Below are 18,981 nucleotides of genomic sequence, written 5' to 3'. Positions count from 1 at the left end.
CGCAGTTGCTCAACCGATGCGTTCGAAAATCTTCTCGATTTTTTCTTTCAACGCCTGGGCCGTGAAGGGTTTGACCACATAGCCGTTAACACCGGCCTGGGCCGCTTCGATGATCTGTTCGCGCTTGGCTTCAGCGGTGACCATCAGCACTGGCAAGTGCTTGAGCTTTTCATCGGCGCGCACGTGGCGCAGCAGATCGATACCGGTCATGCCAGGCATGTTCCAGTCCGTTACCAGAAAGTCGATGCTCCCGCTGTTGAGAACCGGGATGGCGGTAGTGCCATCGTCAGCCTCGACCGTGTTGGTGAACCCAAGGTCACGCAACAGGTTTTTTATGATCCGCCGCATCGTTGAGAAGTCATCAACGATGAGGATTTTCATGTTCTTGTCCAATTCGACCTCCAAGCAGTCTTAAACGCGCCCAGCACCTGGACGCGCCATTTCAATCAATCCGGCAAAGCACTCAATGACTGTCTGGAGCACAACAGATCGAGACCGGCGCAGTTTCAACACCACACCAGCCACGTTCGCAGTGTCCCCACACTGCCTTCAGCGCGCTCGCCACTCCCCCAAACGCCCCCGCAAACGGGCCGCGCACTGGCTGTGTAACTGGCTGACCCGAGATTCGCTGACCCCCAGGACTTCGCCGATTTCCTTGAGGTTCAACTCTTCGTCGTAGTACAGCGCCAACACCAGTCGCTCACGCTCCGGCAAATTGGCAATCGCGTCCGCCAGCGCCGCCTGGAAGCGTTCATCTTCCAGATCGCGTGACGGCTCCGTGTGTGCACTCGCGCCATCCTCGTGCAGCCCTTCGTGTTCGCCGTCCTGCAACAGATCGTCGAAACTGAATAACCGGCTGCCCAGGGTGTCGTTCAAAATCCCGTAATAATCGTCGAGACTCAATTGGAGTTCGGCCGCAACCTCGTGATCTTTAGCGTCACGACCGGTTTTAGCTTCAATCGAGCGAATGGCGTCGCTGACCATCCGGGTATTGCGGTGGACCGAACGTGGCGCCCAGTCCCCCTTGCGCACTTCATCGAGCATCGCGCCGCGGATCCGGATGCCCGCGTACGTCTCGAAACTCGCGCCTTTGCTGGCGTCGTATTTGGTCGACACTTCAAGCAGGCCGATCATCCCGGCCTGGATCAGGTCTTCGACCTGGACACTGGCCGGCAGACGCGCCAGCAAGTGGTAGGCAATGCGTTTAACCAGTGGCGCGTAACGCTCGATCAGCTCGTACTGCGCGTCACGTGCCGATTTCTTGTAGAGGTTGTAACCGCTGGCTGTCATAGCACCGGTCCTGCCGTTTGTTGCACGAGGCGCTCGACGAAAAACTCCAGGTGCCCACGCGGGTTGGCCGGCAGCGGCCAGGTATCGACCTTCTGCGCAATCGCCTTGAAGGCCAGCGAACACTTGGAACGCGGGAACGCTTCATACACGGCGCGCTGCTTCTGCACGGCCTTGCGCACGCTTTCGTCGTACGGCACCGCACCGACGTATTGCAAGGCAACGTCGAGGAAGCGATCCGTGACTTTGGTCAATTTGGCAAACAGGTTGCGACCTTCCTGCGGGCTCTGGGCCATGTTGGCCAGGACGCGGAAGCGGTTCATGCCGTAATCGCGGTTCAGCAGTTTGATCAGTGCGTAGGCGTCCGTGATCGACGTCGGTTCGTCACACACCACCAGCAAGACTTCTTGCGCGGCGCGAACGAAACTGACCACCGAATCACCAATGCCCGCCGCGGTGTCGATCACCAATACGTCGAGGTTGTCGCCGATATCGCTGAACGCCTGGATCAGGCCGGCGTGTTGAGCCGGGCTCAAATGAACCATGCTCTGGGTGCCGGACGCGGCCGGGACGATGCGAATGCCGCCTGGGCCTTGCAACAATACGTCGCGCAGCTCACAGCGGCCTTCGATCACGTCGGCCAGGGTACGTTTGGGTGTCAGTCCCAGCAGAACGTCGACGTTCGCCAGCCCCAGATCGGCGTCCAGCAGCATCACGCGCCGGCCGAGCTCAGCTAGAGCCAGGGACAAGTTCACTGACACGTTAGTTTTCCCGACGCCACCTTTGCCGCCGGTCACCGCGATCACCTGTACGGGATGCATGCTGCCCATGAATTTCTTTACCTTGTCTTACTTAGACGGAGGCCACATTACTGGCTGCGCGTTCACAAACGGAACAATGCATGGCAGACCATCGATGTAGGTACAAAAACTGTTCATTAATACCTCAGCCAACCTGCTTGGTCGGGCTGTGGTAAATATCAGCGAACATGTCAGCCATGGCTTCTTCGCTGGGTTCTTCTTGCATTTGCACGCTTACGGCGCGACTGACCAACTGATGACGACGCGGCAGATGCAAATCATCCGGAATCCGCGGGCCATCGGTCAGGTAGGCCACCGGCAATTCATGACTGATGGCCAGGCTCAACACCTCGCCCAGACTTGCCGTTTCATCCAGTTTAGTCAGGATGCAGCCAGCCAGCCCGCAGCGTTTGTAACTGTGATAAGCGGCGGTTAGAACCTGTTTCTGGCTGGTGGTTGCCAAAACCAGATAATTTTTCGATTTGATGCCACGACCGGCCAGACTTTCGAGCTGCATGCGCAGTGCCGGATCGCTGGCCTGGAGGCCGGCGGTATCGATCAGCACCACGCGTTTGCGCAGCAAGGGTTCCAGCGCCTGCACCAGGGACTGGCCCGGATCGACGTGGGTCACCGAGACGTTGAGGATGCGCCCCAGGGTCTTGAGTTGTTCCTGGGCACCGATGCGATAGCTGTCCATGCTCACCAGCGCGATGTTCTGCGCGCCGTACTTGAGCACGTAACGGGCCGCGAGCTTGGCCAGCGTGGTGGTCTTGCCCATGCCGGCGGGGCCGACCATGGCGATCACACCGCCCTCTTCCAGTGGCTCGACTTCCGGGGTGGCGATCATCCGCGCCAGGTGCGCCAGCAACATGCGCCAGGCCTGACGAGGTTCTTCAATATCGCTGATCAGTGCCAGCAGGTCCCGCGACAACGGGCCGGACAGGCCAATGCGTTGCAGGCGACGCCAGAGGTTGGCCTGGGCCGGACGGCTGCCTTGCAGCTGATTCCAGGCCAGCGAGCCCAGCTGCACTTCCATCAATTCACGCAGGCTGTTGAGTTCGAAACGCATCGAGTCGAATGCACGCGGGTCGACGCCATTCGACGCTGGCGCAGGAGCCGGCGCAGGGCGACGCGGTTCGGCGTAGGTCGGTTCGATCAGCGGTTCGGCGGCGGTCAGCGGCAAGCCGGCAAACAACTGACGATTCGTCGCCTTGTCGCTCTCGCCTTCGCTGCGCAGGCTCAATTCGGCCTGGGCAGTGACGATCCGCGACTGGGTCTTGCGCAGCTCGTCTTCGAGCTCCATGTTCGGCACACGCGGGGCCAGCGCCGACAGTTTGTAATCCAGGGCAGCCGTCAGCTCGACACCACCGGCGATCCGGCGATTGCCAATGATGGCGGCATCGGCGCCCAGCTCATCACGAACCAGTTTCATGGCCTGACGCATATCGGCGGCGAAAAAACGCTTAACTTGCATAAACCACTACCTCAGCCGTTGGGCCCTACTGTCGCAACGATGGTCACTTGCTTGTTGTCAGGAATTTCCTGATACGCCAACACGTGCAAACCCGGGACTGCCAGTCGGCCGAATCGCGACAACATCGCGCGAACCGGACCGGCCACCAGCAGAATCACCGGTTGACCTTGCATTTCCTGACGCTGCGCCGCCTCGATCAACGAGCGCTGCAACTTCTCAGCCATGCTTGGCTCCAGCAGAACGCCCTCTTCCGAGCCTTGTCCTGCCTTCTGAAGACTATTGAGCAATATCTGTTCCAACCTTGGTTCCAGCGTGATCACAGGGAGCTCGGAGTCAGTGCCTACAATGCTTTGGACGATAGCGCGAGATACGCCGACGCGCACGGCGGCCACCAACGCGGCAGTATCTTGACTCTTGTTGGCATTGTTGGCGATCGCCTCGGCGATGCTGCGAATGTCCCGTACCGGTACTTGTTCGGCCAGCAACGCCTGCAACACCTTGAGCAGTTGCGACAACGACAGCACGCCCGGCACCAGTTCTTCCGCCAGTTTCGGCGAGCTTTTGGCCAGCAATTGCATGAGTTGCTGCACTTCCTCGTGGCCAATCAGCTCACTGGAGTGTTTGTACAAAATCTGGTTCAAGTGGGTGGCCACAACCGTACTGGCATCGACCACGGTGTAACCGAGCGATTGCGCCTGGGCCCGCTGGCTGATTTCGATCCAGACCGCCTCCAGGCCAAAAGCCGGATCTTTGGCGGTAATACCGTTCAACGTACCGTAGACCTGTCCCGGGTTGATCGCCAGTTCGCGGTCCGGGTAAATCTCGGCTTCGGCGAGGATCACGCCCATGAGGGTCAGGCGGTAGGCGCTCGGCGCGAGGTCGAGGTTGTCACGGATATGCACCGTCGGCATCAGGAAGCCCAGGTCCTGGGAGAGCTTCTTGCGCACGCCCTTGATCCGCGCCAGCAATTGACCGCCCTGGTTGCGGTCCACCAGTGGAATCAGGCGATAGCCGACTTCCAGGCCAATCATGTCGATCGGGGTCACGTCGTCCCAGCCCAACTCCTTGGTTTCCTGGGCGCGGGCCGGGGACGGCAACATTTCCTGCTGACGCTTGATCTCTTGCAAGGCCTGGACCTTGACGGTGTTCTGCTTCTTCCAGAACAGATACGCACCGCCCGCCGCCAGCGCCGCCATGCTCAGGAAGGAGAAGTGCGGCATGCCCGGCACCAGGCCCATGACCGCCATCATACCTGCGGCCACCGCCAATGCTTTGGGCGAGGCGAACATCTGGCGATTGATCTGCTTGCCCATGTCTTCCGAGCCGGAAGCACGGGTCACCATGATCGCGGCGGCCGTCGACAACAACAGTGATGGCAATTGCGCCACCAAACCGTCACCAATGGTCAACAGCGCGTACACCTTGCCGGCATCGCCGAAGGTCATGCCGTGCTGGAAGATACCGACCGCCATGCCGCCGATCAGGTTGATGAACAGAATCAGCAGGCCGGCGATAGCGTCACCACGAACGAACTTGCTGGCACCGTCCATGGAACCGTAGAACTCGGCTTCCTGGGCCACTTCCATCCGGCGCAGTTTGGCCTGGTTCTGATCGATCAGTCCGGCGTTCAAGTCGGCGTCGATGGCCATCTGTTTGCCGGGCATGGCATCGAGGGTGAAACGCGCGCTCACCTCGGAAATCCGCCCGGCGCCCTTGGTCACCACGACGAAGTTGATGATCATCAAAATCGCGAAGACCACGATACCGACCACGTAGTTACCGCCGATCACCACCTCACCGAAAGCCTGGATCACCTTACCGGCGGACGCGTGCCCGTCCTGACCGTGGAGCATGACCACCCGCGTCGAAGCCACGTTCAAAGCCAGTCGCAGCAACGTCGCCACCAGCAGAATGGTCGGAAACACCGCAAAATCCAGCGGCCGCAAGGCGTAGACGCAGACCAGCAGGACGACAATCGACAACGCGATGTTGAACGTGAAAAACACGTCCAGCAGGAACGGCGGGATGGGCAACATCATCATCGCCAGCATGACCAGCAGCAACAACGGCACGCCCAGATTGCCCCGACTTAAATCGGCAACGTTTGTGCGAGCACTGTTGAGTAACTGAGAGCGATCCACCGGTTTTCCCCGTTCCTTTAAAGCAAACTTTTGACGCCTGAAGCAGGCGCAAAGCGGCTACTGCAAGAAGCCTTCCAACTTTTGCCGGGGACTGGAACAGGTCGGTTTATCGGGGGAATTTGTGTTGTCTGGACCGGCCCCATCGCGAGCAGGCTCGCTCCCACATTGGAATGCGTTTCCCTGCTCGCGAAGGGGTCGGGACTGCCAACAAAAATCTGGAGGGCAATGGCGTCCCGATGCCTCCTAATACCGGGTTAATGAAACCTCTTCACGATGAAAATCGATAAGGTTTTCAATACAGGTAAAAAGCAAAAATGCTGGAGATAAAAACCACGGAATACACCAGTACCGCCAAGTGGCTGCATTGGGGCATGGCGCTCGTCTGGATGACTAGCTGGACGCTGGGCATCCTGGCCACACACTGGCGTGATGCGCTGAACCCGCATCACGAGCTGACCTTTTTGCACAAAGCGTTGGCCAGTACGCTGCTCTTGATGATTGTCGTACGCGTTGCCTGGCGACTGAAGAACCGACCGCCAGCCCTGCCGGACAGCATGACGGCGGCGATGAAGCGCGGAGCCATGATCGGCCATGTTTTGCTCTATGCCATTGCCCTGATCGCTTCGCCCGTTTCCGGCTGGTACTGGAGTTCGGTAGCAGACAAACCCATTCTCGTGGCAGGCCTGTTCTTCCTGCCGCCGCTGGTTGATCCCGATCCCGACCTCTACGACCTGGCCAAGTACATTCATACCTGGACGTCGTGGTTCTGTGGCGCCTTGGTCGGTGGGCATTTGTTGATTGCGCTGAAGCACCATCTGATCGACAAGGACAACATCCTGGCCGGGATGCTGCCGAAGATCAGGCGTTGAGTTGAAAGGGTTGGCGCAAGAAAAAAGATCGCAACCTTCGGCAGCTCCTACAGGGAAACGCATTCCAATGTAGGAGCTGCCGAAGGCTGCGATCTTTTGATTTTCGAATCAGGAATCCCGGCGCAGATCCGGAGGAATCGGCAGATCATCCTTGAGCGGATCCGGTCGTTTGCCTTTACCGGCGCGGTACTGCCGAATCTGATAGACATACGCCAGCACCTGCGCCACGGCCAGATACAGCCCACCCGGAATCTCCTGCTCAAGCTCGGTCGAGTAATAAATCGACCGCGCCAGCGCCGGTGACTCCAGCAGCAGCACATTATTCGCCACGGCAATTTCACGCATTTTCAGCGCCAGGAAATCACTGCCCTTGGCCAGCAGCACCGGAGCGGCGCCCTTGTCCGGATCGTACTTGAGTGCCACGGCGTAGTGAGTCGGGTTGGTGATGACCACGTCCGCGTCGGGCACCGCCGCCATCATCCGCCGCTGGGACATTTCGCGTTGCAGTTGGCGGATTCGTTGTTTGACCTCTGGGCGTCCTTCTTGGTCCTTGTGCTCGTCGCGCACTTCCTGCTTGGTCATCTTCAGTTTCTTGATGCTTTCCCAAAGCTGAATCGGCACGTCCACGGCGGCGATGATGATCAGCCCGCAGGCCATCCACAAGGTGCTCCAGCCGACCACTTGCAAGCTGTGAATGATCGCCATGTCCAAGGGTTCATGGGCGATGCGCAGCAAGTCGTCGATGTCCGAGGACAACACCACCAGGGCGACAAACAACACGATGAAAAACTTTGCCAGGGCCTTGAGTAGTTCGGCGATGGCCTTGGACGAGAACATTCGCTTGAGGCCGGCCCCGGGGTTCATGCGGCTGAACTTGGGCGCCATGGTGCCAGCGGAGAACAGCCAGCCACCCAGGGAAATCGGGCCGATCAACGCGGCGAGCAACAAGGTGATCATGACCGGCTGAATCGCCAGCAAGGCGATCTGCCCGGAATGCAGCAGGTAGGTGCCCATGGAGCGCTGATCCAGCAACACCTCCCGCGACAGCGTGAAGTTCAGGCGCATCAGTTCCATCAAGTCCTGCGCCAGCGCCCCACCAAAAATCAGCAGCCCACCGGCACCGGCGAGCATGATCGCCAGGGTATTGAGCTCTTTGGAGCGGGCAATCTCACCCTTCTCACGGGCGTCCTTTTTCTTTTTGTCCGTGGGGTCTTCTGTCTTGTCCTGACCGCTTTCGCTCTCAGCCATGACTCAGCGCGCCTTTGCCAGTTCGCGTAGCCACTGCAAGGCCTCGGAAGCCAGCGGTTGGTACTGATTGATGATGTCCGCCAGTCCGACCCAGACGATGAACAGCCCGAGCACCAGGGTCAGCGGAAAACCGATGGAGAAGATGTTGAGTTGCGGCGCCGCCCGGGTCATCACGCCAAACGCGATGTTGACCACCAGCAGCGCGGTGATGGCCGGCAGCACCAGCATCAGCGCCGCCCCGAGGACCCAGCCGAGTTTGCCGGCCAGTTCCCAGAAATGATTGACCATCAACCCACTGCCCACCGGCAGCGTGGTGAAACTTTCGGTGAGGACTTCGAAGACCACCAGATGGCCATTCATGGCCAGGAACAGCAGCGTCACCAGCATGGTGAAGAACTGCCCGATCACCGCCACCGACACGCCGTTGGTAGGGTCGACCATGGAAGCGAAGCCCATGCCCATCTGAATCGAGACGATCTGCCCCGCGACGACAAAGGCCTGGAAGAACAGCTGCAAGGAGAAACCCAGCACCGCGCCGATGAGGATCTGCTCGGCGATCAGCAGCAACCCGCTCAAGTCCAGCGCATTGACCGGTGGCATCGGCGGCAGGCCGGGCGCAATCACCACGGTGATCGCCACGGTGAAGTAAAGGCGTACGCGCCTGGGCACCAGGGTCGTACCAAAGACCGGCATGACCATCAGCAGTGCGCCGACGCGAAACAGCGGCAACATGAACGTCGCCACCCACGTACTGATCTGGGTATCGGTCAGCTGCAGCAGCGACGGCATGGGTTAGCCAATGACCTGAGGAATGCTGCCGTACAACTGCAGGATGTATTCCATGAACGTCTGCACCAGCCACGGACCGGCAACGATCAGCGTCACCAGCATCACCAACAGGCGCGGCAGAAAGCTCAAGGTCTGTTCGTTGATTTGCGTGGCCGCCTGAAACATCGCCACCAGCAACCCCACGAGCAAACTCGGAATCACCAGCACCGCGACCATCATGGTGGTCAGCCACAGCGCTTCGCGAAAGATGTCTACGGCAACTTCTGGCGTCATGGCGAGACACCGCCAAAGCTGCTCGCCAGTGTGCCGATGATCAACGCCCAGCCATCCACCAGCACGAACAGCATGATCTTGAACGGCAGTGAAATGATCAGCGGCGAGAGCATCATCATGCCCATCGCCATCAGCACACTGGCCACGACCAGGTCGATGATCAGGAACGGAATGAAGATCATGAAGCCAATCTGGAACGCGGTTTTCAGCTCGGACGTCACGAAGGCCGGCACCAGAATCGTCAGCGGCGCCTGATCCGGCGTGGCGATGTCGGTACGCTTGGACAGGCGCATGAACAGCTCAAGATCGCTGCTGCGCGTCTGGGCGAGCATGAAATCCTTGATCGGCACCTGGGCCTTGGCCACGGCATCCTGGGCGGTGAGTTTCTCCGCCAGATACGGTTGCAAGGCGTCCTGATTCACCCGGTCGAACACCGGCGCCATGATGAACAGGGTCAGGAACAGCGCCATGCCGGTGAGGATCTGGTTCGACGGTGTCTGCTGCAAACCAAGGGCCTGCCGCAGGATCGAGAAGACGATGATGATCCGGGTGAAACTGGTCATCAGCATGACGAACGCAGGGATGAAACTCAGCGCGGTCATGATCAGCAGGATTTGCAGGCTGACCGAGTATTCTTGCGCACCCTGTGCGTTGGTGCCCAGTGTGATGGCCGGGATCGACAACGGATCGGCGGCGAACGCCAGCGGCGCGGCCAGCATCAGGACCAGCGTCAAGACGATGCGTAACGCACCCATTACTTCTTATCCTTCTGATCCTTGCCGAGCATCTCCAATAGACGCTGGGCAAACTCCGGAGTCGCTTTTTCAGTAGTGCTCGGCACTTGCACCGGCTCCTTGAGCACATGCAACGCGGTGATGGAGCCGGGGCTGAGGCCGAGCAAAATCTGCTCGTTGCCGACTTGCACCAGCATCAACCGGTCACGCGGGCCGAGCGCACGGGAGCCGATCAATTCGATCACCTGCCCCTTGCCGGCCGGCCCCGCCTGCTGGACCCGGCGCAGCAGCCAGGCGAGGAGGAAGATCAACCCCAGCACCAGCAGCAAGCCGAACACCAGTTGCGTCAATTGCCCGGCCACGCCGTTGCTGACGGCCGGCGCAGCGGCCGCCGTCGCAGTCGCCACCGGCTCGGCAGCCATCACGCTGAACGGCAATGCCAATACAAAGCCCAGAACCTTTTTCACTCAGCGCAGCTTCTTGATGCGTTCGCTTGGGCTGATCACGTCGGTCAGGCGGATGCCAAACTTCTCGTTGACCACCACCACTTCGCCGTGGGCGATGAGCGTGCCGTTGACCAGCACGTCCAGCGGTTCACCGGCCAGGCGATCGAGCTCGATCACCGAACCCTGGTTGAGTTGCAGCAGGTTGCGGATGTTGATGTCGGTGCTGCCGACTTCCATGGAAATCGACACCGGGATATCGAGGATCACGTCCAGGTTCGGACCGTCCAGAGTGACCGGATCGTTGTTCTTCGGCACGCTGCCGAACTCTTCCATCGGCAGACGGTTGGACGGCGAGCTGGCGGCATCGGCGGCCAGCAAGGCGTCGATGTCGTCCTGCCCGGCGTCACCGGTTTCTTCCAGGGCCGCAGCCCATTCATCGGCCAGCGCCTGGTCGTCCTGGGTGTTCATATCGTTAGCCATCAATTTGTCCTCGGCGGGCGACCATTCAATTAGAAGCGGTCAGTCAAAAAGCGAATGTGGGAGGCGCCGCTCAGCGGCGCTCGATCGGCTCGATCACTTGCAACGCGAGGTTGCCTTTGTGCGAGCCCATCTTGACCTTGAACGCAGGCACGCCATTGGCGCGCATAATCATTTCGTCCGGCATTTCCACCGGGATAATGTCCCCCGGCTGCATGTGCAGGATGTCCCGCAGGCGCAACTGGCGACGGGCGACCGTGGCACCGATTGGCACGTCGACATCGAGCACGTCCTGGCGCAAGGCGTTGACCCAGCGCTCGTCCTGATCGTCGAGGTCCGATTGGAAACCGGCGTCGAGCATTTCACGCACCGGCTCGATCATCGAGTACGGCATGGTCACGTGCAGGTCGCCGCCACCGCCATCGAGTTCGATGTGGAACGTCGACACCACAATCGCTTCGCTCGGGCCGACGATGTTGGCCATGGCCGGGTTCACTTCCGAGTTGATGTACTCGAAGTTCACTTCCATGATCGCCTGCCAGGCTTCCTTCAAATCGACGAAGGCCTGCTCCAGCACCATGCGCACCACGCGCAGTTCGGTCGGGGTGAATTCACGCCCTTCGATCTTGGCGTGACGGCCGTCGCCGCCGAAGAAGTTGTCCACCAGCTTGAACACCAGTTTGGCGTCGAGGATGAACAGCGCGGTGCCGCGCAACGGTTTGATCTTGACCAGGTTGAGGCTGGTCGGCACGTACAGCGAGTGCACGTATTCGCCGAACTTCATCACCTGCACGCCACCGACGGCAACGTCCGCCGAGCGGCGCAGCATGTTGAACATGCTGATGCGGGTGTAGCGGGCGAAACGTTCGTTGATCATTTCCAGCGTCGGCATGCGTCCACGGACAATGCGATCCTGGCTGGTCAGGTCGTAGCTTTTGACGGTGCCGGGTTCGGCAGCGGTATCGGTCTGTACCAGACCATCGTCGACGCCATGCAACAGCGCATCGATCTCATCCTGGGACAGCAGGTCCTGCACGGCCATGTCGTGTTCCTACTGCAGTACGAAATTAGTGAAAAGCAACTGTTCGATGACCACTTTGCCGAGCTCTTTCTGCGCCACTTCCTGAACGCTGGCAGTGGCCTTCTGACGCAACATTTCCTGACCGACCGGCGATGCCAGCGTGGCAAAGTCCTGCCCGGAGAACAGCATGACCAGGTTGTTGCGGATCACCGGCATGTGCACTTTGAGCGCTTCCAGATCGGCCTGGTTGCGGCCCTGCATGGTGATGCTCACCTGCATGTAGCGCTGGCGACCGTTCTGGTTGTAGTTGGCCACGAAAGCCGGCGCCATCGGCTCGAAAACCGCTGGCTGCTTGCCGACTGGAGCGGTTTCCGCCGCGACGGCAGGCTTGCTCTGGGCGCTGTGCATGAAGAACCAGGTCGCCCCCACGGACAAGCCGATCGCCAGCAGCAGGGCCACCACGATCACAATGATCAGCTTGAGTTTGCCTTTGGTTGCAGGGTCTTTTACTGCTGCTTCGCTCTTCGCCATGCCAATAATCCGTCACTATTCGGGTTTTCACAGTCGCTCGGCAAGGCAAGAGCAAGTGTTATGCCAGAAGTGTCGGGAGGGAGACTGGTGGGGTTCGAGCGAAATCTACAAAACACCACAAACCTAATGTGGGAGCGGGCTTGCTCGCGAATGCGGAGTCACAGTCGACATAAATGTTGAATGTTGAATCGCATTCGCGAGCAAGCCCGCTCCCACATGGGTTTTGCGTTTGATCAGGCGTAGTAGTCGACCGCGCTGGAGCCGATCACGCTGGTTGCCGCGGGCGCCACTTCAGCAACGCTTGGGGCAAGCTCGTCATCCATCGAGTCAACGCGACCGCCACTGGCGCTGGTGCGTCCACTTTGACTCTGCTGAGCCTGCTCCTGACCTTGCTGCGACCCCCGGGATTGGTCGGAAACGTTGACGTCGACCTGGCCCATGCCCTGCTGCGCAAACATGTCACGCAGGCGATGCATTTGCCCGTCCAGCGCCTCGCGAACGCTGGGGTGCGCGCTCATGAAGGTCACCTGGGTCTGCTGATCCGGCACCATGTTCACCCGAATGTCGAGACGCCCCAGTTCGGCCGGTTGCAACTGGATGTCGGCCGCCTTGAGATTGGCACTGGACAGGTACATGACCCGGTTCACCACTTCCTCGGTCCAACCGCTCTGATGCATGGCGATCGGTTGGTTGACCGGCAAGGCATTGGCGGTTTTCGGCGTGGCGGCCTGGGTCAGCGCAGCCAGGCGGTTGGCGAAGTCGTCGACGCGGGTATCACTGCTCGCCGACTTCAGGTCCTTGAGACCGTCATCGATCAGGCCACTGAAGGCCTTGTCGCCCTGGCCGGTGCTGTCCTGGTCGGCTTGCACATCGAGCATGCTCGCCATGCCGGCGGCAAAGTTCTGCGCCGAGGTCAGCTCACCGTCAGCCTGAGCCTGGGCCGAGGTCGGTGCCGCTTTTGGCTGAGCCTGGCTGGACGCGGACACGTGGCCGCTCGCCTCGAGGGCCATGCGCACGGCTGGCAGTGCATCGAGAGGATCGGCTTCAGGATCGAAATCCGGATCCGCGGCGGTGGTGGTCGTTGCCGCCGTAATTGCCGCAGTGAGCGGCACTTCGACCGGCGGTTGAACAGTGGTTGCCACGAGCGGTGTTTCCGGCACGGGCGCTGGCACCACCGGCTGAACCGCTTGCATCAGCGCGGGATCGAGCGCCGGGTCGACCGGGGCGGTATCGGCTACCGGCGTCTGTGCAGTGTCCGGCGCATCTTCGCTGGCAGTCGTGTCGTTGGCCGGTGCCGGTTTATCGGCGGGCAAGGATTTGCCGCTATCGGCAACCGCAGGTTCCGGGGCGGCAGACTTGTCGTTATTGACGTCCTTTTTGCCTGGACCGTCCGGGGACTTGTCGCGCATCGGCTTCGCCGCGCCGTCAGTCACGGCAGAGGGCTTGTTCTGGGCTTGATTGGCGTAGACCTTGGCGAAGCTGGACGCCTTGTCCCCGGGCTCAGATGCCTGCGCCGGGGTATTGGCGGAAGCGGCCTGAGTCTTGGCCTGTGCGGCGGCCTGAAGCAGCATATTGGGGGTAACGGGCATGAAACGGTCTCCGCTGCACTGGGATCGTAGGTACAGTTGACGGAGATTATTGCAAAGGTCGCGCCAGGTTTTCTGCAAAGGCGTTAAAAGTGCCGGACGGTCGACTTAATCCGCGAGAGAGCGCTGGCGCTCCGCCTCATACAGCGGTCGGACAATGGCGAATTCGCCGTCGATCTCCCAGACCAGTTTTTCAATGCCCGAGAGACTTTTCTGCTTGGCCAGCTGTTCCAGCTCATGGCACAGCTCTGCCAGGCGAATGGCGCCCATGTTGCTGCTGCTGCCTTTGAAACTGTGGGCAGTGTTCATGAGCTGCGCGGCATCTTCAGCCTTGTGCAACAGGCTCAAGCGTTCTTCGGAATCGGCGAGGAAGGTATCGAGCAGCATGGGATACTCGCCCTCCATGACCTCTTGCAACGCGCTCAGCACGTCGCGGTCCAGATGTGTGTCAGCCACTTGCTCACTCCTTGATCAAGAATGCGTGGATTATGCCAGAGCCTCCCAGAAAAACTCCACGCGGGCACTTCGACCATCGTCGGACCAGCTCGCGTTGCGGCCCAATTGACGGATCAGACTGACACCACGTCCCGACAGACGGACACCCTCGACGGGCCGCTCCATCACGCGCGCAATATCAAAACCCTTGCCACTGTCTTCGACGCGAACCGTCAGGCAACCGCCCTCGCCCTTCGGTGTCACCTGCAAATGCACGCGCACAAAGCCGTCCTGCAACGCGTCCAGGCGTGCATTGCGCTGTTGATAATAGCGCGTAAAACCCGAGGCATCGCATTTGAGGCTTGAATCCAGGCCCAGTACGCCATGCTCCAAAGCGTTGGAATACAGTTCGGCCAGCACACTGTAGAGCGCCCCACTCTGCGCCCGCAGCCCATGGACCTCAAGCAGCAATTGCAACAAATACGGCAACGGATTGAAGCGCTTGAGGGTGGCGGCGCGAAACTCGAAACTCACCGACCAGTCCAGCGGGCAGGACTGGCCGCTGTCGGAATAGACCAGGGCCGGCGGGCTCACCTGCGCGGCTTCCAGCAGCCTGACCTCGACCATGCTGACATCATCGCGGGCTTCACCGCGAAAATCGCGCAGTGCCTGTTCGATCTCTTCGAACAGCTCGTCGGGCTGGCGATTGGCGGCAAATACCCGCTGCAATCGCTCGACACCAAACAACTGTTCGTTGGCGTCGCAGGTATCGATCACCCCGTCGGACAACAGGAACACCCGATCGCCGACCGCCATCGGAAACACTTCCGTGCGGTCATCGAAAGTTTGCGCGCTCAGCACACCGAGCGGCAGATGCCGAGCCGTCAGCGGCGTGCGCTCGCCGCTGGCGATGCTGTGCAGGTAGCCGTCCGGCATGCCGCCATTCCAGACCTCCACCGAGCGTCGCTGAAAACTCAGGCACAACAGCGTCGCACAACAGAACATGTCCACCGGCAGGATGCGCTTGAGCTTGGCGTTCATCTCGCGCAGGGTTTCCGACAGGCCATAGCCCTTGGCAGTCATGCCGTAAAAAACTTCGGCCAAGGGCATGGCACCGACGGCGGCCGGCAAACCGTGACCGGTGAAATCGCCGAGCAGCACATGCATGTCGCCAGCCGGGGTGAACGCGGCCAGCAACAGATCGCCATTGAACAACGCATAGGGCGATTGCAGGTAGCGAATATTGGGGGCATTCAGGCAGCCGGAGTGGGCCACCTTGTCAAACACGGCTTTGGCCACCCGCTGCTCGTTGAGCAGGTAATTGTGGTGCCTGGCGATCTGGTCACGCTGTTGCAGCACGGTGGCCTGCAACCGGCGCAAGCGATCCATCGCCTTGATCTTGGCGGCGAGAATCACCTGGTTGTAGGGTTTCGCCAGAAAGTCGTCGCCGCCCGCCTCCAGGCAACGGGCCAGGGCTTCGCTTTCAGTCAGCGAGGTCAGAAAGATGATCGGCACCAGGGTTTCCCCGGCCAACGCCTTGATCTGCCGGGCCGCCTCGAAACCATCCATCACCGGCATCATGGCGTCCATGAGCACCAGTTGCGGTCGTTGCTGGCGAAACGCTTCGACCGCTTCGGCACCGTTGGTGGCCGTCAGCACGTCATGGCCCTGGCGACGGACGATACTCGACAGCAGCATGCGATCAGCCGCGCTGTCTTCAGCGATCAGAATCGTCAGCGATTCGGACGTAGACTGCACGGCAGTCACGCCACGTCGAAAATTTGTTCGAAGTTTGAGATCGCAAGAATCTTGCGCACATCGGCGTTGGCATTGGTCAACGTGATCTCGGCATTCTCGCCACCGGCGTGATCACGCAACAGCAACAACATGCCAAGCGCCGAACTGTCGAGGTAGGTGGCGTCCTTCAGGTTCACTTCGAAGGATTCGGGTTTTGGCTGAAGGTTTTCGTAGGATTCGCGAAATTCCTGATGCTTGGCGAAATCGAATCGTCCCTTGATCGATATCGTCAGCTTTTGCCCATCCGGGGAGACTTCTGTGACAACTGACATTTAACGGCTTCCTTGTCATTGGAGAACGTACGTGTAGAAGGTTTAGCACTTGGCAGGGATGGGGGCAAGGCTGTTGATTGGCACAATCCTGGAGTACGCCTTCGCGGGCAAGCCTCGCTCCTGCAAGATCACTGCAAAACCTGTGGGAGCGAGGCTTGCCCGCGAAGAACGATAACGCGGTCTTACCTGATTCAATACGGATCCTGACGCGGCAATCGCTGGGACAATTCATCCAGCAGCTTCTGCTCGCGCTTGTCCTCCAGCCGTCGTGCCTCATCGGCATAACGCTCGACCAATTTGCGCAAACCTTCGACCCGGGCATACGCCTGTTGCCAGGTTTCCCGCGCCTTGTTCAGATTATTCTGGTGCCAGGCGAGACTTTGGCGCTGCTGATCGATGGCGGTCCCCAGTTGCGCGAGGAAACCTTGATAGCCCAGCAACCACTGGCCCGATACGCCGCCACTGCCGCGCACGATCCACTGTTCCTGATAGTCGAGGCGAAAGGCCTCAAGGTCGGCGAGTTTGCTTTCCGCCAGACGCACCTGACCCTGAAAGTGGCCCAGGCGCTGGACCGCAGCCTTCTCGACCTTTTCAGCCATCTCGACCACAGGGGCCAGGCGCGCGGCTCGGCTCTGGGCCATGGCCGGTTAGCCGCCCGCCGCAGGGGCGAAGATCGAGCCGAGATAGGCTTCGCTTTCGCCCAGGCTGATGCTGTCGTTCAAGCCCTGGCGCAGGTATTTGACCAACTGCGGTTGCAGGGAAATCGCCAGATCGGTTTCGCGGTCACCGCCGGCGACATAGGCGCCGACGCTGATCAGGTCCCGACTCTGCTGGTAACGCGACCACAGCTGCTTGAAATACTGCGCGCGCATCATGTGTTCGGGCGTGACCACCGACGGCATGACCCGGCTGATCGACGCTTCGATATCGATGGCCGGGTAATGCCCTTCCTCGGCCAGACGCCGCGACAGCACGATGTGCCCGTCGAGCACACCCCGCGCCGAGTCCGCAATCGGATCCTGCTGGTCGTCACCTTCGGACAACACGGTGTAGAACGCGGTGATCGAACCGCCACCCTTCTCGGCATTGCCGGCCCGTTCCACCAGTTTCGGCAACTTGGCGAACACCGACGGCGGATACCCCTTGGTCGCGGGCGGTTCGCCGATGGCCAGGGCGATTTCGCGCTGGGCCTGGGCGAAACGGGTCAGGGAATCCATCAGCAACAGGACGTTCTTGCCCTTGTCGCGAAAATACTCGGCGATGCGCGTGCAATACATTGCAGCGCGCAGACGCATCAGCGGCGCATCGTCGGCGGGTGAGGCCACCACCACAGAACGCTTGAGCCCTTCTTCACCGAGGATGTGCTCGATGAATTCTTTAACTTCGCGACCCCGCTCACCGATCAGCCCGACGACGATAATGTCGGCCTCGGTGAAGCGCGTCATCATGCCCAGCAATACAGACTTACCGACGCCGGTACCGGCGAATAGCCCGAGCCGCTGACCGCGACCGACCGTCAACAAACCGTTGATGCAACGGATGCCCACGTCCAGCGGTTCGCTGATCGGTTCACGCTTGAGCGGGTTGATGGTCGGGCCGTCCATCGGCACCCAGTCTTCGGCCTTCATCCCGCCCTTGCCGTCCAGTGCGCGACCGGCGCCGTCAAGCACCCGCCCGAGCATGCTCATGCCCATCGGCAAGCGACCGGTATCCGCCAGCGGCACCACGCGTGCGCCCGGCGCAATGCCGGCGACGCTGCCGACCGGCATCAAAAAGACTTTGCTGCCGGAAAAGCCCATGACTTCGGCTTCGACCTGCACCGGGTGATAACTGTCGTCGTTGATGACCATGCAGCGGCTGCCCATGGCGGCGCGCAAGCCTTCGGCTTCAAGCGTCAAGCCGACCATGCGCAGCAAACGACCTTCAAGGATGGGTGCGCCGGCCAGCGTGGCAGCCTCAGCGTAACTGCCCAGGCGCTTGGCGAAACTGGTGCGATCAAGGCGCATCAGGAGCGTCCAGGCCGGCGGAGGCCGCAGGTTGGGTGTCGATCGGCAGCTCCAGACTCAGGTCCGGCGCGGCCGGGTGCAGTGCCTGTTCGTGCAACTGATCGAAGAGCTTGTCCATGACCCGCGCCACACGGGTTTCGACGGTGGCGTCGATCCGACTGTGTTCGGTCTCGACCCGGCAACCGCCGGGTAACAACGCCTCGTCCTCGACGATGCGCCAGGTTTCTTCATGGCGCTCGCGCAGGGCTTTGACCTGTGCGAAATCCTGCGGATTGATGTACAGCCGCACATTGCCCACGCCCAGCGGCAACAGCTTGAGCGCCTCGCGCATGACGTGTTCGATCTGCGTCGAGTCGATGGCCAGTTCGCGCTGGATCACCTGTTTGGTGATGTGCTGCACGAGGTCGACCAGGGACTTTTCAATCTGCGTGTCCTGTTCAGCGATGGGTTCGAACAGATGCCCCATCAGCGCTTCCAGCCCGGCGATCTTGGCGGCCAGGGCCACTTCGGCTTCCTGACGGACCTTGAGCGTGGTGCTGTGGAAGCCTTCTTTCTCGCCCGTCGCGAAGCCTTCGTTGTAGGCCTCCTGACGAATGCTTTCGAGTTCTTCGAGGGTCAGTGGCTGGACTTCTTCCAGCGGCACTTCTTCCATTTCCGGCGGCTCGGGCTCGGGTTCAGGCTCGGGCTCCGGCACGTGGGGATCGAAACTGGGCAGCGACCAGACGTCGACGACGCCGACGTCCTTGCCGCGGATCAGGTCGGTGTTGGACTCATCATGTTTGGACGACATAGTGA

Annotated in this window: 21 protein-coding genes; 1 reads left to right on the top strand and 20 read right to left on the bottom strand. The window is 60.4% G+C overall.

Going from position 1 to position 18,981, the window contains the following annotated elements; all coding sequences use genetic code 11:
• Window positions 1-9 precede the first annotated feature (9 nt).
• The 5 genes from ACA057_RS08010 to flhA form a co-directional block, all read right to left on the bottom strand.
• Window positions 10-381 (bottom strand): chemotaxis response regulator CheY, encoded by a 372-nt coding sequence (locus ACA057_RS08010; RefSeq protein WP_003183998.1) that lies wholly within the window; start codon window positions 379-381, stop codon window positions 10-12.
• Between the two features lie 168 nt (window positions 382-549).
• Window positions 550-1,290: an RNA polymerase sigma factor FliA gene (gene fliA, locus ACA057_RS08005; RefSeq protein ID WP_007975362.1), complete on the bottom strand. Its 741-nt coding sequence runs from the start codon at window positions 1,288-1,290 to the stop codon at window positions 550-552.
• Complete coding sequence (gene fleN, locus ACA057_RS08000) at window positions 1,287-2,117, bottom strand: flagellar synthesis regulator FleN (RefSeq protein WP_008001746.1); 831 nt, start codon at window positions 2,115-2,117, stop codon at window positions 1,287-1,289. Before fleN ends, fliA begins: the two co-directional genes overlap by 4 nt.
• Before the next feature lie 115 nt (window positions 2,118-2,232).
• Window positions 2,233-3,561: a flagellar biosynthesis GTPase FlhF gene (gene flhF / locus ACA057_RS07995; protein WP_401358353.1), complete on the bottom strand. Its 1,329-nt coding sequence runs from the start codon at window positions 3,559-3,561 to the stop codon at window positions 2,233-2,235.
• Between the two features lie 11 nt (window positions 3,562-3,572).
• Window positions 3,573-5,702 (bottom strand): flagellar biosynthesis protein FlhA, encoded by a 2,130-nt coding sequence (gene flhA / locus ACA057_RS07990; RefSeq protein ID WP_497347300.1) that lies wholly within the window; start codon window positions 5,700-5,702, stop codon window positions 3,573-3,575.
• Between the two features lie 314 nt (window positions 5,703-6,016).
• On the opposite strand from flhA, the gene ACA057_RS07985 reads away from it, so the two are divergent.
• Entirely contained in the window at window positions 6,017-6,571 is a 555-nt protein-coding gene (locus ACA057_RS07985) for a cytochrome b (RefSeq protein ID WP_497347299.1), read from the top strand.
• Window positions 6,572-6,679: 108 nt separating this feature from the next.
• On the opposite strand, the gene flhB is transcribed toward ACA057_RS07985, so the two are convergent.
• The 15 genes from flhB to fliH all read right to left on the bottom strand — a co-directional run bounded on the left by flhB (window position 6,680) and on the right by fliH (window position 18,976).
• Window positions 6,680-7,819, bottom strand: a complete 1,140-nt coding sequence (gene flhB, locus ACA057_RS07980; RefSeq protein ID WP_497347298.1) for a flagellar biosynthesis protein FlhB — start codon at window positions 7,817-7,819, stop codon at window positions 6,680-6,682.
• Window positions 7,820-7,822: 3 nt separating this feature from the next.
• Window positions 7,823-8,608, bottom strand: a complete 786-nt coding sequence (gene fliR, locus ACA057_RS07975) for a flagellar biosynthetic protein FliR (RefSeq protein WP_497347296.1) — start codon at window positions 8,606-8,608, stop codon at window positions 7,823-7,825.
• 3 nt (window positions 8,609-8,611) lie between these two features.
• Entirely contained in the window at window positions 8,612-8,881 is a 270-nt protein-coding gene (fliQ, locus tag ACA057_RS07970) for a flagellar biosynthesis protein FliQ (protein WP_007948918.1), read from the bottom strand.
• Window positions 8,878-9,636, bottom strand: a complete 759-nt coding sequence (gene fliP / locus ACA057_RS07965; RefSeq protein WP_497347294.1) for a flagellar type III secretion system pore protein FliP — start codon at window positions 9,634-9,636, stop codon at window positions 8,878-8,880. Before fliP ends, fliQ begins: the two co-directional genes overlap by 4 nt.
• Complete coding sequence (gene fliO / locus ACA057_RS07960) at window positions 9,636-10,082, bottom strand: flagellar biosynthetic protein FliO (RefSeq protein WP_497347292.1); 447 nt, start codon at window positions 10,080-10,082, stop codon at window positions 9,636-9,638. The genes fliP and fliO overlap by 1 nt, the downstream gene beginning before the upstream one ends.
• Window positions 10,083-10,541: a flagellar motor switch protein FliN gene (gene fliN / locus ACA057_RS07955; protein ID WP_008151080.1), complete on the bottom strand. Its 459-nt coding sequence runs from the start codon at window positions 10,539-10,541 to the stop codon at window positions 10,083-10,085. It lies immediately after the preceding gene.
• Between the two features lie 70 nt (window positions 10,542-10,611).
• Entirely contained in the window at window positions 10,612-11,580 is a 969-nt protein-coding gene (gene fliM, locus ACA057_RS07950) for a flagellar motor switch protein FliM (RefSeq protein WP_497347290.1), read from the bottom strand.
• 9 nt (window positions 11,581-11,589) lie between these two features.
• The gene (gene fliL, locus ACA057_RS07945; protein WP_497347288.1) at window positions 11,590-12,090 is read right to left on the bottom strand and encodes a flagellar basal body-associated protein FliL; all 501 of its coding nucleotides are present in this window, start codon (window positions 12,088-12,090) and stop codon (window positions 11,590-11,592) included.
• Window positions 12,091-12,323: 233 nt separating this feature from the next.
• Entirely contained in the window at window positions 12,324-13,679 is a 1,356-nt protein-coding gene (locus ACA057_RS07940; protein WP_497347286.1) for a flagellar hook-length control protein FliK, read from the bottom strand.
• Between the two features lie 105 nt (window positions 13,680-13,784).
• The gene (locus tag ACA057_RS07935; protein WP_497347284.1) at window positions 13,785-14,132 is read right to left on the bottom strand and encodes an Hpt domain-containing protein; all 348 of its coding nucleotides are present in this window, start codon (window positions 14,130-14,132) and stop codon (window positions 13,785-13,787) included.
• 30 nt (window positions 14,133-14,162) lie between these two features.
• Complete coding sequence (locus ACA057_RS07930) at window positions 14,163-15,878, bottom strand: ATP-binding SpoIIE family protein phosphatase (RefSeq protein ID WP_497347282.1); 1,716 nt, start codon at window positions 15,876-15,878, stop codon at window positions 14,163-14,165.
• Window positions 15,875-16,180, bottom strand: coding sequence for an STAS domain-containing protein (locus ACA057_RS07925; RefSeq protein ID WP_497347280.1), 306 nt, complete (start codon window positions 16,178-16,180; stop codon window positions 15,875-15,877). The genes ACA057_RS07930 and ACA057_RS07925 overlap by 4 nt, the downstream gene beginning before the upstream one ends.
• A 191-nt stretch (window positions 16,181-16,371) precedes the next feature.
• Complete coding sequence (gene fliJ, locus ACA057_RS07920; protein WP_497347278.1) at window positions 16,372-16,821, bottom strand: flagellar export protein FliJ; 450 nt, start codon at window positions 16,819-16,821, stop codon at window positions 16,372-16,374.
• Window positions 16,822-16,827: 6 nt separating this feature from the next.
• Window positions 16,828-18,186, bottom strand: a complete 1,359-nt coding sequence (fliI, locus tag ACA057_RS07915) for a flagellar protein export ATPase FliI (RefSeq protein WP_497347276.1) — start codon at window positions 18,184-18,186, stop codon at window positions 16,828-16,830.
• Window positions 18,176-18,976: a flagellar assembly protein FliH gene (gene fliH, locus ACA057_RS07910; protein WP_497347274.1), complete on the bottom strand. Its 801-nt coding sequence runs from the start codon at window positions 18,974-18,976 to the stop codon at window positions 18,176-18,178. Before fliH ends, fliI begins: the two co-directional genes overlap by 11 nt.
• Window positions 18,977-18,981 lie beyond the last annotated feature (5 nt).

The sequence above is a fragment of the Pseudomonas sp. LBUM1661 genome (assembly GCF_059695925.1).
The sequence above is the reverse complement of the archived record's forward strand: the minus strand, read 5'-3'. Positions and strand labels throughout refer to the sequence as shown.

What these genes read in the sequence shown, in the direction of transcription:
- ACA057_RS08010 (WP_003183998.1), bottom strand. Translation starts at nt 381, where the DNA reads ATGAAAATCCTCATCGTTGATGACTTCTCAACGATGCGGCGGATCATA.
- fliA (WP_007975362.1), bottom strand. Translation starts at nt 1,290, where the DNA reads ATGACAGCCAGCGGTTACAACCTCTACAAGAAATCGGCACGTGACGCG.
- fleN (WP_008001746.1), bottom strand. Translation starts at nt 2,117, where the DNA reads ATGGGCAGCATGCATCCCGTACAGGTGATCGCGGTGACCGGCGGCAAA.
- flhF (WP_401358353.1), bottom strand. Translation starts at nt 3,561, where the DNA reads ATGCAAGTTAAGCGTTTTTTCGCCGCCGATATGCGTCAGGCCATGAAA.
- ACA057_RS07985 (WP_497347299.1), top strand. Translation starts at nt 6,017, where the DNA reads ATGCTGGAGATAAAAACCACGGAATACACCAGTACCGCCAAGTGGCTG.
- flhB (WP_497347298.1), bottom strand. Translation starts at nt 7,819, where the DNA reads ATGGCTGAGAGCGAAAGCGGTCAGGACAAGACAGAAGACCCCACGGAC.
- fliR (WP_497347296.1), bottom strand. Translation starts at nt 8,608, where the DNA reads ATGCCGTCGCTGCTGCAGCTGACCGATACCCAGATCAGTACGTGGGTG.
- fliQ (WP_007948918.1), bottom strand. Translation starts at nt 8,881, where the DNA reads ATGACGCCAGAAGTTGCCGTAGACATCTTTCGCGAAGCGCTGTGGCTG.
- fliP (WP_497347294.1), bottom strand. Translation starts at nt 9,636, where the DNA reads ATGGGTGCGTTACGCATCGTCTTGACGCTGGTCCTGATGCTGGCCGCG.
- fliN (WP_008151080.1), bottom strand. Translation starts at nt 10,541, where the DNA reads ATGGCTAACGATATGAACACCCAGGACGACCAGGCGCTGGCCGATGAA.
- fliM (WP_497347290.1), bottom strand. Translation starts at nt 11,580, where the DNA reads ATGGCCGTGCAGGACCTGCTGTCCCAGGATGAGATCGATGCGCTGTTG.
- fliL (WP_497347288.1), bottom strand. Translation starts at nt 12,090, where the DNA reads ATGGCGAAGAGCGAAGCAGCAGTAAAAGACCCTGCAACCAAAGGCAAA.
- ACA057_RS07940 (WP_497347286.1), bottom strand. Translation starts at nt 13,679, where the DNA reads ATGCCCGTTACCCCCAATATGCTGCTTCAGGCCGCCGCACAGGCCAAG.
- ACA057_RS07925 (WP_497347280.1), bottom strand. Translation starts at nt 16,180, where the DNA reads ATGTCAGTTGTCACAGAAGTCTCCCCGGATGGGCAAAAGCTGACGATA.
- fliJ (WP_497347278.1), bottom strand. Translation starts at nt 16,821, where the DNA reads ATGGCCCAGAGCCGAGCCGCGCGCCTGGCCCCTGTGGTCGAGATGGCT.
- fliI (WP_497347276.1), bottom strand. Translation starts at nt 18,186, where the DNA reads ATGCGCCTTGATCGCACCAGTTTCGCCAAGCGCCTGGGCAGTTACGCT.
- fliH (WP_497347274.1), bottom strand. Translation starts at nt 18,976, where the DNA reads ATGTCGTCCAAACATGATGAGTCCAACACCGACCTGATCCGCGGCAAG.